We start from the raw sequence: 15,414 nt of genomic DNA on the forward strand, positions 1-15,414 counted from the left end.
ATCTCATATCCGACATCGCACGGGATTATTCCGGTTTTGCTCAGTATCAATCATGAATAATCCCGTGCGGTATCGCAAATTACAACTTGCGAACCAATATCGCAATCGTAAATATTCACAGGCAACGCAGCGCAACCAAAGGAAAAGCCAAAATGTCAAAGAAGACCAAAAACGGGGGAGTCTCAATGTCAAGGCTTCCCGGAAACCGTTCCGCAAAATTCGTACCATATCTTGTTCCCGGACTGGTAGGTCTGCTCGTTATCGTCGTTATTCCATTCGTGTGGAACATTTACTTGAGTTTCACTCGATGGCGTGGAGTCGGCCCGGTTAAATTCGTTGGATTGCAGAATTGGAAACGTCTGTTCGCTGATTCCACGTTCTGGATTTCATTCGCTAATTCATTCTGGATTATTGTGGCTATCGTAGTTATTCCTACGATTCTTGGACTATTTATTTCGTCACTGCTGACTGACGTTATTCAGAAGAAATTCGGCGGCAAGACGGCTTCCTTCCTGCGAGCCATGTTCTACCTGCCGCAGTTGCTGCCGGTTGCTGTCGCGGCCATCATCATGGGCTGGATCTTCCGTCCGGAAGATGGCGCGGTGAACGCGCTGCTCGTCAAGCTCGGCCTGGGATCGTTGCAGCATAACTGGCTCGGCAGCCCTGATAGCGCGCTTCCGGTGCTGATGTTCATTCTGGTGTGGATCCAGTTGGGCTATCCGATCGTGATCTTCATGTCCGGTCTGCAGCGCGTGGATCCTGAACTTTACGAGGCGGCCGGTCTTGACGGAGCCAACTGGTGGCAGAAATTCCGTGTGGTCACGCTGCCGTCCATCATTCCCGAGCTGCTGGTGGTCATCCTCACCGCCACCATCGGCGCGCTGAAAACCTTCGCACCGGTCTATCTGCTCACCAAAGGCGGGCCGGGAACGGCAACCACCGTGCCATCATACTATTCCTACAATCAATTCTTCCAAGTGCAACAAGTCGGCTACGGCGCGGCCATCTCCACAGCGCTCACCGTGGTCATCATCGTGTTCTCCATCGTGTTCACCATGGTGCAGAAGCACGTCGAAAAGGAACTGGTCTGAACGGTTCAAACCGCAACTGACCCGTAACATGTAAGACTCGCAAGACTTCGAAAGTCGAGGAAACAACCATGACGCAAACCATGACCGCATCGGCAGCGCGGAAAGCATCCAAGAAAACCCAACATGTGCGCTCGACCGGCGACTGGATCACCCTCATCGTGCTCATCGCAGCCGCACTGCTCGTGCTTTTCCCGTTGCTCGTGCTCACCGTCAACGCGTTCAAAACACCCGCCGATTACAATGCAACAGGCCCGCTTTCGCTGCCGAAGCATTTCACCATGGACGGCATCATCTCCTTCTGGACCACCACCAAGTTCCCGCTGAAATTCTGGAACAGCTTGGTTATTTCGCTGGTAGTGGCTGTGGCCGCCGTCGTGCTTTCCGTGCTGAACTCCTTCGCGCTCGGCATCGGCAGGGTCAAAGGCAACACTTGGATTGTGCTCGCCATCATGCTTGCCAATATGATGCCGCAGGAAGCGCTGCTCTACCCGCTGTACACCATGTTCAAGCAGGTCGGTCTGTACAACACCAAACTCGCGATCATCATCATCTTCACCATCATCCAAAGCGCCTACGGCACCTATCTGCTGTCCTCCGTATACGGCACGTTCCCGCAGGCCATCCTTGAGGCCGCGGCCATCGACGGCGCCTCTCGCTGGCAAATCCTGCGCAAGGTGGTGCTGCCAATTTCTTGGCCGACCATCAGCGTGCTGTTCGTGTTCTTCTTCGTGTGGACGTGGAACGAATACATGATTCCGATGGCATTCCTGATGGGCGACGACGTGCAGACCATTCCGCTGGCGCTCGCCACATTGCAGGGCCAACGCACGATGGATGCGACCACACTTGCTTCGGCTTCGCTGCTGAGCATTGTGCCGACTATTATTTTCTTCATTATTTTCCAGCGCAAGTTGTCGCAGGGCATTACCGCTGGTGCCGTAAAGTAGCGGGAAAAGGGGTTTCTTATGACTCGAGATAACGATTGGAGCACCATGCAAAACAGCTCACGTCACGATATGCAGGTTGATTCGTTGGGTGCGTTCGCCGCGCGCAGTCCGCTGGACTTGCTTGCGGTTGCGGCACCAGGGCGCACACGTTGCGTGAACGCCGAGAATCCCACGGGCGGCAAGGGCGCTGCGGCCACTGCAGCCAGTGCACTTGGCCCGTCGCGCAAGGGCAGTCCGTGCATCCAGACCGTGAAAGCGGGGGAGAGCGTCACTTTGATGGATGTGGACGGTCCGGGCGTGATCCGCCATATTTGGATGACGGTCACCGACCGCACGTCGTCTACCGGTCCGAACGTGCTTCGCAACCTGATCCTGGAATTCTATTGGGATGGCGAGGAGACCCCGTCCGTGCAATGCCCGGTCGGCGACTTCTTCTGCTGCGGCCACGCGCAGGCCTGCCGAGTCAATTCGATGCCGGTGGTGGTCGTGCCCAATCGCGGTTTCAACTGCTACTTCTCCATGCCGTTCGAACATGCGCGCATCGTGCTCCGCAACGATCACAACGAAGACGTTCCCGCGTTCTTCTACCAGATCGACTACACCGAATATGACGCGCTTCCGGCCGGCACCATGCGTTTTCATGCGCAGTGGCGTCGCGAGCGCGTCACCGAACTGGCCCGCGACTATGTGGTGCTCGACGGCGTGCATGGTCGTGGCGCGTATATCGGCACGTATCTGGCGCTCACCGCGTTGGAAAGCCGCTGGTGGGGCGAGGGTGAAGTCAAGATGTACATCGATGGGGACGACCAGTATCCCACGTGGTGCAGCACCGGTGCCGAGGATTATTTCGGTGGCGCGTGGAGTTTCGCCGATTTTGACGAGCATGGGCGTATGCATGAGCAGACGTTCTGTGCGCCGTACGTCGGTTTCCCGTTCTATTCGCAGCGTCTCGCCTCGCATCGCGAGAGCGCGTATTGGGATGTGAATACGCCGGTGACCCGCGGATTGTATCGCTGGCACATTCCCGATCCGATTTATTTCGAACATGATTTGCGTGTGGAATGGCAGCAGATCGGTACTGAGGAGGGCGGCAATTTCGAGCGTCAGGACGACGTCGCTTCCGTCGCGTACTGGTATCAGCTCGAGCCGCATACACCGTTCGATCCGATTGGCGATCGTCGCTTCCGTCAGCCCCGCTGATTTTTGCCCCCGAGCTTACGATTTTCGGTCTATCCGGTCGGTTCGGGGGTGTTGTGCTGTCTGCGCGACTTGCGTTCTGCGTCTGCACAACCCGGGTTTTAACCCGATTTTATGGGTTGTGCAGATGCAGGGTGCGGGTTGCGCAGGCGGGAAACGTGACTAGATGGGGTTAGATGTCACGGCGTCTGCTGCGCTGATTATCGTGCGAACGTTCTGCGCATCCAAGAGACAGCCAGCTGCGGCCAGATCTGGATACTCGGTTCAATGCCGTTGACGCCCTGCCATGCGGTTTCCGCAGTGCCCAACGACAGTCCATGCCCGCCTTGCGGGAATAGGTGCGCTTCGATGCTGACTCCGGCTTTCTTGCAAGCGTCGATCAGCATCAGTGTGTTTTCGTATGGCACGGTTTCGTCGGGAACGGTATGCCATACGAACACCGGCGGTGTTTTGGCGTCGATATGACGTTCGATCGACACGGATTCAAGCGCTTGTGAATCGTTGCGGCGTTCACCAAGCAGCGAATCGAAACTGCCGCGATGGGCGAGCGGGCCAGACGTGATCACCGGATAGGCGAGCATCAAACCATTCGGACGCACCGCATCCGGATCGTAACCATGAGCGACAAGAACATCGTCGCTGGTGGAGGTGGCGAGATTCGCAGCAAGATGACCGCCTGCGGAAAAGCCAATCACGGCAATCGCATCCGGATCGACATGCCACTCGGCGGCATGCTCACGAATCATCGTCATCGCATCGGCAGCTTCCAACAGCGCAACTGGAAAAACGGAAGGCTTCACCGAATATCGCAGCACAAAAGCGTTGAAACCGGCCGCAAGAAATTGCATCGCAATCGGCTCCGCCTCACGATCCGACGTCATTTCGTAACCGCCGCCCGGAATCACAAGCACAGACGGACGCACACGGTCGGGAACGACTTCTTCGCTGTTATCAAGGCAATATCCGACGAATTTCGCTGCGCTGCCGTCGATGCCGGAAATTTCATATTCGAAATATTTCATATATCCATCATAGGTGGAACACGGCGCACGTTATGCAGGAACTATTTGGTCCCGCTATTTTTCGTACCTTGTGATCCGTGGACGCAAATTGTGCAGTCGGGAGAGTGTGTCCTACTCGAGCAGCCAGTCGAGGATGTTGCGGTGTCGAATGTCTTGGTAGTCGCCGAGCCCGATGGTATCCAAGGTGAGCTGTGTGACGTAGAGGAGACCTCCATATGTGAGATACCGGTCGAACAGCGCATTGTCATTTGCTGTCGGTTGCAATGCATTTCGGTATTCCGAGAAAGACAACGGCAGCATCTTGAGCTCGACATATCGTCCGGTGAAATGGATGATTTTGCGTTTTTTCAGAATCGTCCAGTGAAATGGATGATTTTTGCGGAGTGGGTGAGTGATATGGACGTGCGATTGGGCAAATCGGAAGTAATGTTGCGATCATTCGACGGAATTCACGAATGTGTATGGCCGCTCACATGTCTGATACATTTTTCTCAGCTAATTGGCAGGAACACGTATCATTCCTCCAAGACTCGGGCGCTTATATAGAACATGTCAGCAGTTACGGCGGCTGGCGAGGTTCCTGAAGAACCCCATAACTGAACCCTTCTTCTCTCTTCTCTCTCAGCCGGCGGCCCTTCTTTCCGCCGGCTTTCTTCTTTTCTGAACACGATTCATGCGATTCGTGCGATTCGCGATTTATGTTTCGCGATTTTGCCGAAAAGAGTTGCAAGACAAACGGCCGACCATGCGTGAGTAATGCATGGTCGGCCGTTTGTGATGCTGGTGATTATGCGTGGTCGCGTGCAGGCATTCGTGATTCAGCAGCGCTCGTACGAGAACCTGCGCAGGCGTTCGAAGCATTCCACGCTTTCGTCAAGCCATGGCATGCCGATCACGAACACGTGGCCGAGCGTTTCGTGGCGGCGTGGCTTCGGGTCGAACAGTTCGAAATCGGCTCCCTTGCGGGCCAGTGCGGCAGCAAGCGCCAGATTGTCGGCCTCGAGGAAATCGTCGCCGCAGGTCACGATGAACAGTGGCGGCAGGTTGACGTTGAACGCCAGGCCTTCGGCGGTGAGGAACTTCGGGTCGGCGGCTTCGATGCCGTCGAAGAATTCGACGCCCAGCATCTGTTCGAGTCCGGTGCGGCGATTCGGATCGTAGCCTACGGTCAGTTCGCTTCCCATGGTTTCCAACGATGCGGAACTGTAGGCACCGCACACCGGAGCGGCACCGGCGAAACCAATGCCCGAAGGCTCATCCACGCCGAATGCGGCCGCGGCTTCGGCATTGTTTTCAATCGCCAACGTCAGCATGGTCAACGCGCCGCCTGCCGAATCGCCGGTGAGGAACACGGCGTTCGGATTAACCGGATAATCAGTCAAATGCGCCTTGATCCAACGCAATGCCGCCTGAACGTCCGCCAGCTGACCCCTCAAATCGGTTTGCGGGGCCGGTCGGTAGTTCAGTGAGAATACGGCGAAGCCCGTTTCGGCCAGATGCACGTTGAAGTTGCGGTTCAATTCCTTATATCCGTAAGTGAAACCGCCGCCGTGTATATCGATGTACACCGGCAGCGTATGCCCGCAGCGCAGCACCGCATCGTGCGGTAGATACAGGTCGAGCAAATGTCCTCTGCACTGCCCGGCTTCCGTATCGTAGCCACCGTCAGGCAGGTATGGAATATCTTCGATCACGTCGATTGTGTCAGGTGTGTGCCACAGTTCGGAACGCGGGGTGTCAACCGCGGTCGCGCCGAAACGCATGTCGAGAATGCCGCGGACGCGCTCTTCGGAAAGGCCTTCGAGATCGCCGTCGGTTTCCGTCCAACGTTCCGCATGGTCGATCATCTCACGGGTGATGCCATATTTTGCCGCGCATTGTGCGCTGAGTTCCTCAATGGTCTGTGTGCTCGTCATCGACGCCGTCCTTTCATGATGTTCATGCGATTGCGGCCGTTCCGTCATCGGAATGCCGCACCTCGATATATCGTACCGGTTCGATATAGAAAGCGCTACTGCGATCACCCGTATTCCTTTACGTCCAGAGCGAATTTATGTAACGGTACATGCGTTGATTTTATTGCGATTGCGACACGCCGAAATCACTCACGTTGCATCAAAAAACGGTTCGCATAGAATAAGTCGCGTTTGCGAATCCGAACAGGGGTTTCGACCGAGAGAGACGGCAACGGGACGCTCGACAAACGACGGACGTGAATCGTAACGGCAACGAATGGCCGTAAAAGCAACGCAAAAACGCAAAACCAACCCACGAAAACCCAGACAACCAGCAAACAATCCGAAGGAACGCTACGTATGTACGTCGATCCGAATCGTAATACAGAAGCAGGCAACCTTAAATGGATCCTGCCATACTGCAAACCCGACCTGCCACGAGTGGCCGGCGCGATAGTGCTGTTCTGCGTCAACAACACCATGGCGCTCATCATTCCGCTATTGTCAGGCCTCATCGTGGACCGTGTCATCGTGCAAGGCCAAGTCGACGAACTGACGCGACTGTGCATCATGATGATCGTGTTCACCATCGTGCGCGTCGCCTCGCGCTACGGCTACCAAATGTGGATGGAACGCTTCGGGCAGAACTCCGTATTCCGTCTCGTCAGCGACGAATACGAGAAACTGCACGAACTCGACTTCACCTATTTCAACCACACGCGTACCGGCGACATCATGAGCCGCATGACCTCCGACACCGATGCCATACGCCACGCGCTGAGCTGGGTGAGCTACCAGGTGCTTGACTGCGTGGTCATGTTCATTGGCGCGCTCGCCATGATGTTCACCATCGACTGGCGGCTCGCGCTCGCGCTCGCATGCGTCACGCCGTTCATTTTCATCCTTACGCGCGGACTCTCCACGCACGCAAGACCACTGTTCTTCGCCATCCGCAACTCGCTTGCCGAAATGAACTCAATGGTCGAAGAAAACATCGAAGGCAACCGCGTGGTCAAAGCGTTCGTGCGCGAACCGTATGAAACCGAAAAATTCGACAAACACAACGACGATTACATGCAACGCAACATGGACCAGGCCTACAACAGCCGCAAATACATGCCATGGCTCGACGGTCTCGGCTTCTCACTGCAGCTGATCACGCTTGGATTCGGCGGATTCCTGGTCATCACCGGGCGCATGACCCTCGGCAATCTCGTGGCGTTCAACTCCTACCTGTGGATGATCGACGGGCCGGTACGCCAATCCGGATGGCTGATCAACGACTGGCAGCGATTCAACGCATCCTGCATCAAAATCCGCAAACTGCTCACCGCTCAGTCACGTATTACGGAAAAGCCGGAAAATACGGAAAAACCGGGAGACAGCGCCGACGCGAATCACGCCAGCACAGCGGCTGCAACCGCTGCAACAACCAACACAACCCGCATCGCAGGCAGCATCGACTTCCAGCATGTCAGCTTCGCCTTCCCCGACGAACCGGACACCCCCGTGCTCGAAGATGTGGATTTCCATGTTCCGGCAGGCGCCAAACTCGGCATTCTCGGCGAAACCGGCGCGGGCAAATCCACCCTCGTCAACCTCATCTCCCGCTTCTACGACCCCACCGAAGGCCATGTGCTCATCGACGGCGTCGACGCGCGAGACTGGCCGCTCGCCACACTGCGCTCGCAAGTGTGCGTCGTGGCGCAAGACACGTTCCTGTTCTCCGACACCATCGGCGGCAACATCAGCTTCGGCGCGGGCGAACAACGCGAATACGACGAACAGTACATTCGCCGCATGGCCACCATCGCCGGCGCGGACGGCTTCATCCGCAGCATGCCGGAAGGCTACGATACCGTGGTCGGAGAGCGTGGCGTCGGCCTTTCCGGCGGCCAAAAACAGCGCCTGAGCCTCGCACGCGCGCTCGCCGACAATCCGTCGATCCTCATCATGGACGATACGACCAGCGCCGTCGACATGGAAACGGAAGCGGAAATCCAGCGCCATCTGCGCGAACTGGACGAACAGAAAACCATCGTCACCATCGCACACCGTATTTCATCGGTGAAAGATTCCGATCTGATCCTCGTGCTTGAGCATGGCCGCATTGTGGAGCGCGGCACGCATGACGAACTGGTGGCCGCGCACGGCCGATATTGGGAGATCTACTACAGGCAGCTCGGCTTGCAGGCGGGTCGTTCGCAAGGTTTCGAAGCGTAGGCGCGGGAAAGCAGGAAAGGGGGAAAACCCATGGCAAAACGTAACACATACCGCGAAGATGAAGAGCTGGAAGAACAGATCAACCTGCATGATATTCTGCGCATCGGCGTCTATGTAAAGCCGTATATGTCGCGAATCATACGCATTCTTGCCGTCGTCGTCATGATGAGCTGCATTGCGGTAGTCGTGCCATATTTGACGAAAATCATGATTGACAGCGCGATTCCGTCGAAAAATCTCACCTTACTTGGTGAATTAACGGGGTTGATGGCCGTACTTATTGTGATGTATGAGTTTGGATTGCGTTATCGTACCGTCGAAATTACTCGCGTCGGTCAGCTCATGTTGAAAGACATGCGCCGCGATATTTTCACGCATATTCAGACGCTGCCGTTCAGCTATTTCGATTCGCGTCCGCACGGCAAAATCCTGATTCGCGTGGTCAATTATGTGAACACGCTTTCCGACACGTTGAGTTCCGGCCTGATCAATGTGATTTCCGACGTATTCACCTTCCTGATCACGCTGGTGGTCATGTTCGTGGTCGATTGGCGGCTTGCGCTGTTCAGCCTGGTGCTCTTCCCGTTCCTGATCGCGTGGGTGCTGGTATTGCAGCATTTCCAGCGCCGCGCGTATCAGGTGTTGTCGAACAAGCAGAGCAATCTCAACGCGTTCATTCACGAGTCGATCGCCGGCGTGAAAACCACGCAGACCTTCGCCCAGGAGGCGGCGCAGTTCAAAGCCTTCCAAGGGCAGCAAGACGACGTGCGCACCTCGTGGATGAAGGCCGTGCATATCCAGTTCCTCATGTGGCCGGGCATTCAAACCATTTCCGTCATGACGATCGCATTCATCTACTATGTGGGCGTCACGGGCTTCGGCGCGGTGAACGTTTCCACCGGCGTGCTGATCGCGTTCGTTGGCTATGCGAATAATTTCTGGAATCCGGTGATCAGCATCGGCAATTTCTACAATCAGCTGATCACTTGTTCCGCATATCTTGAGCGTATTTTCGAAACGCTTGACGTGCAGCCGGAGATTCGTAACGCTCCTGACGCGACTGAACTGCCGCAAATTGAAGGACGCGTCGATTTCAACGATGTAGTTTTCCGTTACGAGCCTGACGGTCGCAATATTCTCAATCTGGTTGATCTGCATGTTGAGCCAGGCAGCACCGTTGCGTTGGTTGGTCCGACCGGTGCCGGCAAAACCACGATTATCAATCTGCTGTCGCGTTTTTACGACGTTGCAGAAGGTTCGGTGACGATTGATGGTCATGATGTGCGTTCGGTCACGTTGGAATCGTTGCGTCGGCAGATGGGCGTCATGCTGCAGGATACGTTCATTTTCTCCGGCAATGTGCGCGAGAACATCCGTTACGGCAAGTTGGATGCGACCGATGCTGAGATCGAAGCGGCCGCGAAGGCGGTGCATGCGCACGAGTTCATTATGGATTTGCCGAACGGATACGACACGGTGGTGGAGGAGCGCGGTTCCACGCTTTCCGCTGGTCAACGTCAGCTGATTGCATTCGCCCGCGTGCTGCTGGCCGATCCGCGCATTCTGATTCTCGACGAGGCCACGTCGAATATCGATACGCGTACCGAAGAGGCGCTTCAGGCCGGATTGAACCACCTGCTGAAGGGACGCACGAGCTTCATCATCGCGCACCGACTGTCCACCATCGAGAACGCGGACATGATCTGCTACATCGATCATGGGCAGATCATGGAGCAAGGCAACCACGCCGAGCTGCTCGCCAAGCGTGGCGCCTACTATCGCCTCTACGACTCCCAATACGCCATGATCAAGGTCTAAATGGGCTGATTAGGGCTTGGACTGATTGGCTTGAAATCAGCCTTCCTGCTAGCCGCTTGTCGTTTTTCGGCCGGCGGCTAGCCGCAAATTATCAGGTACGAGGCGGAAGATAGGGAAGTCAGAAAGCAACGCATGTTGCTGCGCATGAAGATGACGCGTGAATGCGTCGATGAAACAACGCGGGAAGGTTTGGTATGGCAGTAGAGAAGCCAGTTCTCACCCAGGAGCAGCAAGATGCGGTCGCAGCGCTCGCATCCACCAACGTGTATGCGAAGCAATCGAAATTCAAAACCTTTCGCGAACTGCCGCCGAAAGACAAGTGGCCGTACTTCAAGCAGAACTTTCTGACCGATGTGCTGATCATTATCGCAGTGGTCGGCTTGGTACTTGCTTTCGTCATCTCGTATGTGACCAAAGGTCCCGAGGCCGAGCTGAGTCTTGAAGGTGTCGATATGGCGGAATATTCCGAACAGATTGATGCGTTGGGCGCTGATTTTGTGAAGACGCAAGGTATTGAAGACGAGCGTCTCGTGCGGACGGATGCCTCCATTGCGATTAGCGAGAATGCCGCGCAAGATGGTTCCGCATCGTTGACGGCTCGCGTTTCGGCAGGTCAGATCAACATGATTGTTGCCGAAACCGATATTTTCGCCGAAGTCAATGATCGCGGCGACATCACCAAACCCGCGGAAGTGATGAGTGCCGCCGATCTTGAGCAGGTCAAGGATGCGCTGGTCGACGCCAAAGGCAATCCGGTTTCCGATGTGAACGACGCTGTCGGATTCGACTTGTCCCATTCGAAAACATGGACTTCCATGAAGGGACTGCCGAAAGAAGGGGTTATTCTCGGATTCAGCAATATCACGGAATCCAAGGATATGCCGATTCAATTCGTGGAATATCTGCAATTCGAGTAGGTATTTGCTGGTCTTCGAACGGTCATTTCAGTTGCTGAATATTTGCTGAATGTGCGTAGACACGCACATCGCGGTTGCCCCGTTTTCCGCTTAAGCTAGTGAGGGTACGTCAAACGATGCACGTCAACGGATAGGCGGCATTCGGAATTCGAAGGAGATGGCAATGGAGAACGGCAATATGACTCCCCTTGTTCCTCGGCAGGATGGGCGCCTTGAATGGGGCAATGGTGTGGTCTCCATGCTGTTTGACATTGCCGCCGATTCCCCCGTTCGCCTCTGCAACGTTGTAGGGCGCAACATGGTTCCGATCGATGGTCGCTTGTCTGACGATGGAAAGCCAGTGGTTGAAAAGGATCCGCGTCCGATTGTTGAGGTGTGTGCCGCCAATACCGGTTCGCAAGACAACCGACTGACGCTGATTGCCACAGTTGCCGGCAGCCAATTGCGATTCGTTTCCGCGCTTGCTTCCGAACCTGAACCAGGTTCCGCCGATCCGTTCCGTTTGGAGATCACGCAGTTCGCGCCGTATGCCGATCTTGAACCGAAAGGTCGTGAATTCGAGCCGACGGCAAGCGAACGTGACGCAGCCGATTCCGCCGCGAATTCCGCGTCCGAGGCGGTTTCCGCCGATTCCAATGCAGGCTTGGTGGCCACTTCCGTATTCGAGGCGTTCCCGAATCTTTCCGCAGTGCGCACCTACACGCGTCTGCAGTCCGCCAGGCAACTGCCGATTGAAGCGGTGTCATCGTTGAATCTGACCGTTCCGATGCGCGTCAACTGCGGCAAGGTACATCGTTCGAATATTTTCTGGGGCGATGCCGCTTGGGCTGTGGAAAACGATTGGCGTGTTCGTCCGCTGCGTGACACTCAGGTGCGTAACCGCAACCAGAAAATCAATCCTGGTCAGTCTAGTTCGCGTTTTGCCATGAGCTCGACTTCTACATGGAGCTCGGGAGAGCATGAGCCGGCCGGCATTCTGCAGGTGGAAGGTTCGGTACGCCGCGCCCGCGATTTTTCCGTAATGTGGCAGATCGAGCATAACGGTCCGTGGGAGTGGGAAGTCGGCGAGGACGATCCCGGTCTGCACGTCACTGCGTTCGGTCCGGAATATAAGGATCATGGTTGGTTCACCAATCTTGGTGAAGGCAATGATTTCGAGTCCGTTCCTGTGTCGTTTGCCATTGCCGCAGGCGATTGGCAGCAGGCTGTTGCCGAAATGACGTTGCAGCGTCGTGCGCTGCGCATTGCCAAGGCTCGTGAGTTGGGGCGCGTCGATCAGTTCGAGCATACGCAGGGTCTTGTGATCTACAACGATTACATGAATACGCTGTTCGGTGACCCTCGTATTGAGAAGGAACTGCCGCTGATTGAAGGTGCGGCAAGCGTTGGCGCGGATGTTTTCTGCATTGACGCCGGCTGGTACGACAGCACCGACGGCGGCTGGTGGGACATGGTCGGCGAATGGCAGGCCTCCACCAACCGTTTCGGCGACGCCGGTCTGCGCGGTCTTGCCGACACGATTCGTGCTCATGGCATGGGCTTGGGACTGTGGCTCGAACCTGAAGTGATCGGCGTGAAATCGCCGCTTGCGAGCATGTTGCCGGATTCCGCGTTCTTCCAGCGTCATGGTGTTCGCGTGTGCGATTCGGGTCGTTATCTGCTTGATTTCCGTTCTCCCGAAGCGCGAGAGCATGTTACGCGTACTGTTGATCGTTTGATTGACGATTTCGGTGCGGTGTTCTTCAAGTTCGACTACAACACCATTCCCGGCGTCGGCACTGATTTGAATGCCGAGTCCGTTGGCGATGGCCTGCTCGAGCATTGCCGCGCATATGTGGATTGGCTTGACGATCTGCGTCGCCGTCATCCGGATGTGATGATCGAAAACTGCGGTTCCGGTGCCATGCGCGCCGATTACGCGCAGTTGTCCCGCTTGGATTTGCAGTCCACTTCCGACCAGTGCGATCCTCTGATTTATGCTGCGATTGCGGCTGGTGCAGGTATGACGATTCTGCCGGAACAGCAGGGTAATTGGGGTTACGCTCAGCAAGAGATGGATGATGAGACTGCTGTGTTCACGCTTGCTACGGGTGTGCTCGGCAGGCTGTATCTGTCTGGTTTCATCGATCGCATGACGGAGCCGCGTCTTTCGCTCGTTCGCGACGCTATCGCCTTACATCGTTGTGTACTTGCCGACCAGCAGCATATGGTGCCGTTCTGGCCGTCCGGACTTCCCGACTTCGACGGCGATTGGCTTGCCGTTGGCTTGCGTCATGTCGAAACGGATATGCGTGACGCGTATGCGTACGGCGAATCCGCTTGGAATGAGCAGGCTGCCGAGCAGAACGATCAGCAACCTCAGCCGGAAGATAAGCCCGACTACATCATCGTGTGGCGTCGCGGCGGCACACCGTCCGTGAACATGCCGTTGGATGCGGATCAAACCATTGAACAGGTGTTTCCGAATCCTGCCGAACCGGACCATGCGCCCAATGCCAAACCGTGGACTATCGAACGCATGGATCCGGAAACGGTTCGCCTGAACGCCGCCACCTCCAAGCAACCCTCCGCCCGCATCTTTGCCATTCGCCGCCGCGACTGATCGGGGCTGAGCCAACCAATCGCTGAAATGCCGTATTTCCGGCTATCGTGCGTTCCGCTGCAATCGGGCGCGGAACGCACGATAGCTATATGATCGCGGTCGTGGATTCACGTTCGACCAACTGATATCCGATGGTTGCGCGGCTCGGCGGCAGCACCGTGCCTGCATCATTGGAATTTCCGTCATTGCTGGAATTATCATTCACTTCGCCGCGTTCGATCCGTTCGACAATCATATCGACCGCGAATTTGGCAAGCTGGTCGAGATCCACTTGGATGGTGCTCAGCGAAGGGGTGGCGTAGGTTCCGGAAGTCACGCCGTCGAATCCGATCACCTTCACGTCTTGCGGCACATGGATGCCATAGTCGGCGAGGCCGCGAATCACGCCGAATGCGGCGAAATCATTGGCGCAGCACACTCCGTCGAACGCGATTGCGGGAATCTTGTCGGTCGTTTCGATCGATCTGCCCGTAATCTTGCCGCTTGCATCGTTGAAATCGGCGGTTCCGGCCGTGCCTGTTTCGCGGTCTCCAGCACCCGCGCCGGCTCCGCAGTCCGTCCTTCGCGCCGCCATGATCCGTTCGGCGATCGCGTGCCCGGCGGTAATGCCTTCGTCGGAGCGACCGCCTTCGAACACCATGGTTTCGTCATATGGCAATCCTGCGTCCAGCAACGCCGCGCACGCTCCTCGAAGTCGCAATGCAAATGCGTTCTGCGCATGCGCCAACTCGGCGCGCGGCACGAACGTATGCCCGACAATCGCAATATTCCGGCATCCCTGGGCGATCAGATACTGCATCGCAGCGCGTTCGCCCTCCTCGTTGGGAAAATTCACGGCATCCACGGTTGGCGTTTCCTCGCATGCGTCGAGCAGTACGAGAGGGCGCCCGCCGTTGAGTTTGGCGAGCGGTAGATTCGTGCCCAATCCGGTGGCGTGCAGAATCTCACCGTCGAAGAGCTGCCCTGAGAACGGATTGCTGGTCAGCGCATGTTCGGCCGCGTCCGGCGAATACTGGGTTTGCTCGATGAACGGCGTGAGTCCGCGTGAGGTGATCTCGCGGCTCAATGTTTGCGTCAGCTTCGAATAGAACGGCGAATCGAATTCGTTGACGATGATGTGAATAATGTTGCTGCGACCTGATTTGAGCATGCTGGCTGTCAGATTGATGCGATAGTCGAGTTTTTTCGCTGCTGCCAGCACTTTGGCCCGCGTCGATTCCTTGACGCCGGCTTTGCCGTGCAGCGCATTCGATGCGGTCATGGGGGAGACGCCGGCTTCCGCCGCCACGTCGCGCAATGTCGGTTTGCCGTTTGCCATGCACCGCTCCTTACAGCCAAGTTTTTCTGTAACGATATTATATATGATGATTTTCTGGTAATCGTTGAAATTTCAAAGAATCACCGATATCCTATCATGATTGTGATTTCTGAAATATGCTATAAAATATGTAACGGTACATATCTGAAGTTTTCCAAGATGATGAAGTCGAACAAGTAAGTCAAGGATGACGTCAGATACTGTAAACGGCACGCTTTTCTAACGTTGTACAAGGAGAAGGCAATGGCGACTACCGAGGATCTGCCAAAAGCATGGCGACCGCCAATGGGCTGGAACAGCTGGGATTCCTACGGCACCACCGTC

Annotated in this window: 11 protein-coding genes; 7 read left to right on the top strand and 4 right to left on the bottom strand. The window is 55.9% G+C overall.

The genetic code is table 11. The features are described 5' to 3' along the window. Positions 1-152: 152 nt before the first annotated feature. The 3 genes from Q5H33_RS06830 (at position 153) to Q5H33_RS06840 (ending at position 3,238) form a co-directional block, all read left to right on the top strand. Complete coding sequence (locus tag Q5H33_RS06830) at positions 153-1,091, top strand: carbohydrate ABC transporter permease (RefSeq protein ID WP_004223458.1); 939 nt, start codon at positions 153-155, stop codon at positions 1,089-1,091. A 68-nt stretch (positions 1,092-1,159) separates the two neighbouring features. Next, positions 1,160-2,038 carry a carbohydrate ABC transporter permease gene (locus Q5H33_RS06835; protein ID WP_004223456.1) on the top strand — a complete coding sequence of 293 codons (879 nt, stop codon included), beginning with the start codon at positions 1,160-1,162 and terminating at the stop codon, positions 2,036-2,038. A gap of 69 nt (positions 2,039-2,107) precedes the next feature. Beyond that, the gene (locus Q5H33_RS06840; protein ID WP_004223453.1) at positions 2,108-3,238 is read left to right on the top strand and encodes a glycoside hydrolase family 172 protein; all 1,131 of its coding nucleotides are present in this window, start codon (positions 2,108-2,110) and stop codon (positions 3,236-3,238) included. Between the two features lie 197 nt (positions 3,239-3,435). Here the strand turns inward: Q5H33_RS06840 and Q5H33_RS06845 are convergent, their stop codons facing one another. The 3 genes from Q5H33_RS06845 to Q5H33_RS06855 form a co-directional block, all read right to left on the bottom strand. Next, positions 3,436-4,257, bottom strand: a complete 822-nt coding sequence (locus Q5H33_RS06845) for an alpha/beta hydrolase (RefSeq protein ID WP_117660054.1) — start codon at positions 4,255-4,257, stop codon at positions 3,436-3,438. A gap of 111 nt (positions 4,258-4,368) precedes the next feature. Continuing rightward, on the bottom strand, positions 4,369-4,521 hold the full coding sequence (locus Q5H33_RS06850) for a hypothetical protein (RefSeq protein ID WP_153881456.1): 153 nt from the start codon (positions 4,519-4,521) through the stop codon (positions 4,369-4,371). 554 nt (positions 4,522-5,075) lie between these two features. Then, entirely contained in the window at positions 5,076-6,173 is a 1,098-nt protein-coding gene (locus tag Q5H33_RS06855) for an alpha/beta hydrolase (protein ID WP_302423703.1), read from the bottom strand. A 399-nt stretch (positions 6,174-6,572) separates the two neighbouring features. On the opposite strand from Q5H33_RS06855, the gene Q5H33_RS06860 reads away from it, so the two are divergent. From Q5H33_RS06860 to Q5H33_RS06875, 4 genes are all read left to right on the top strand, one after another. Beyond that, entirely contained in the window at positions 6,573-8,435 is a 1,863-nt protein-coding gene (locus tag Q5H33_RS06860) for an ABC transporter ATP-binding protein (RefSeq protein WP_034880384.1), read from the top strand. A 30-nt stretch (positions 8,436-8,465) separates the two neighbouring features. Beyond that, the gene (locus Q5H33_RS06865; protein WP_302423705.1) at positions 8,466-10,253 is read left to right on the top strand and encodes an ABC transporter ATP-binding protein; all 1,788 of its coding nucleotides are present in this window, start codon (positions 8,466-8,468) and stop codon (positions 10,251-10,253) included. Positions 10,254-10,447: 194 nt separating this feature from the next. Further along, positions 10,448-11,170, top strand: a complete 723-nt coding sequence (locus Q5H33_RS06870; protein ID WP_004223435.1) for a hypothetical protein — start codon at positions 10,448-10,450, stop codon at positions 11,168-11,170. Between the two features lie 163 nt (positions 11,171-11,333). After that, positions 11,334-13,772 (top strand): glycoside hydrolase family 36 protein, encoded by a 2,439-nt coding sequence (locus tag Q5H33_RS06875; RefSeq protein ID WP_302423709.1) that lies wholly within the window; start codon positions 11,334-11,336, stop codon positions 13,770-13,772. An 85-nt stretch (positions 13,773-13,857) separates the two neighbouring features. Here the strand turns inward: Q5H33_RS06875 and Q5H33_RS06880 are convergent, their stop codons facing one another. Beyond that, complete coding sequence (locus Q5H33_RS06880; RefSeq protein WP_118269250.1) at positions 13,858-15,090, bottom strand: LacI family DNA-binding transcriptional regulator; 1,233 nt, start codon at positions 15,088-15,090, stop codon at positions 13,858-13,860. Between the last annotated feature and the right edge of the window lie 324 nt (positions 15,091-15,414).

The sequence above is a fragment of the uncultured Bifidobacterium sp. genome (genome assembly GCF_959020145.1).
Classification (GTDB): domain Bacteria; phylum Actinomycetota; class Actinomycetes; order Actinomycetales; family Bifidobacteriaceae; genus Bifidobacterium.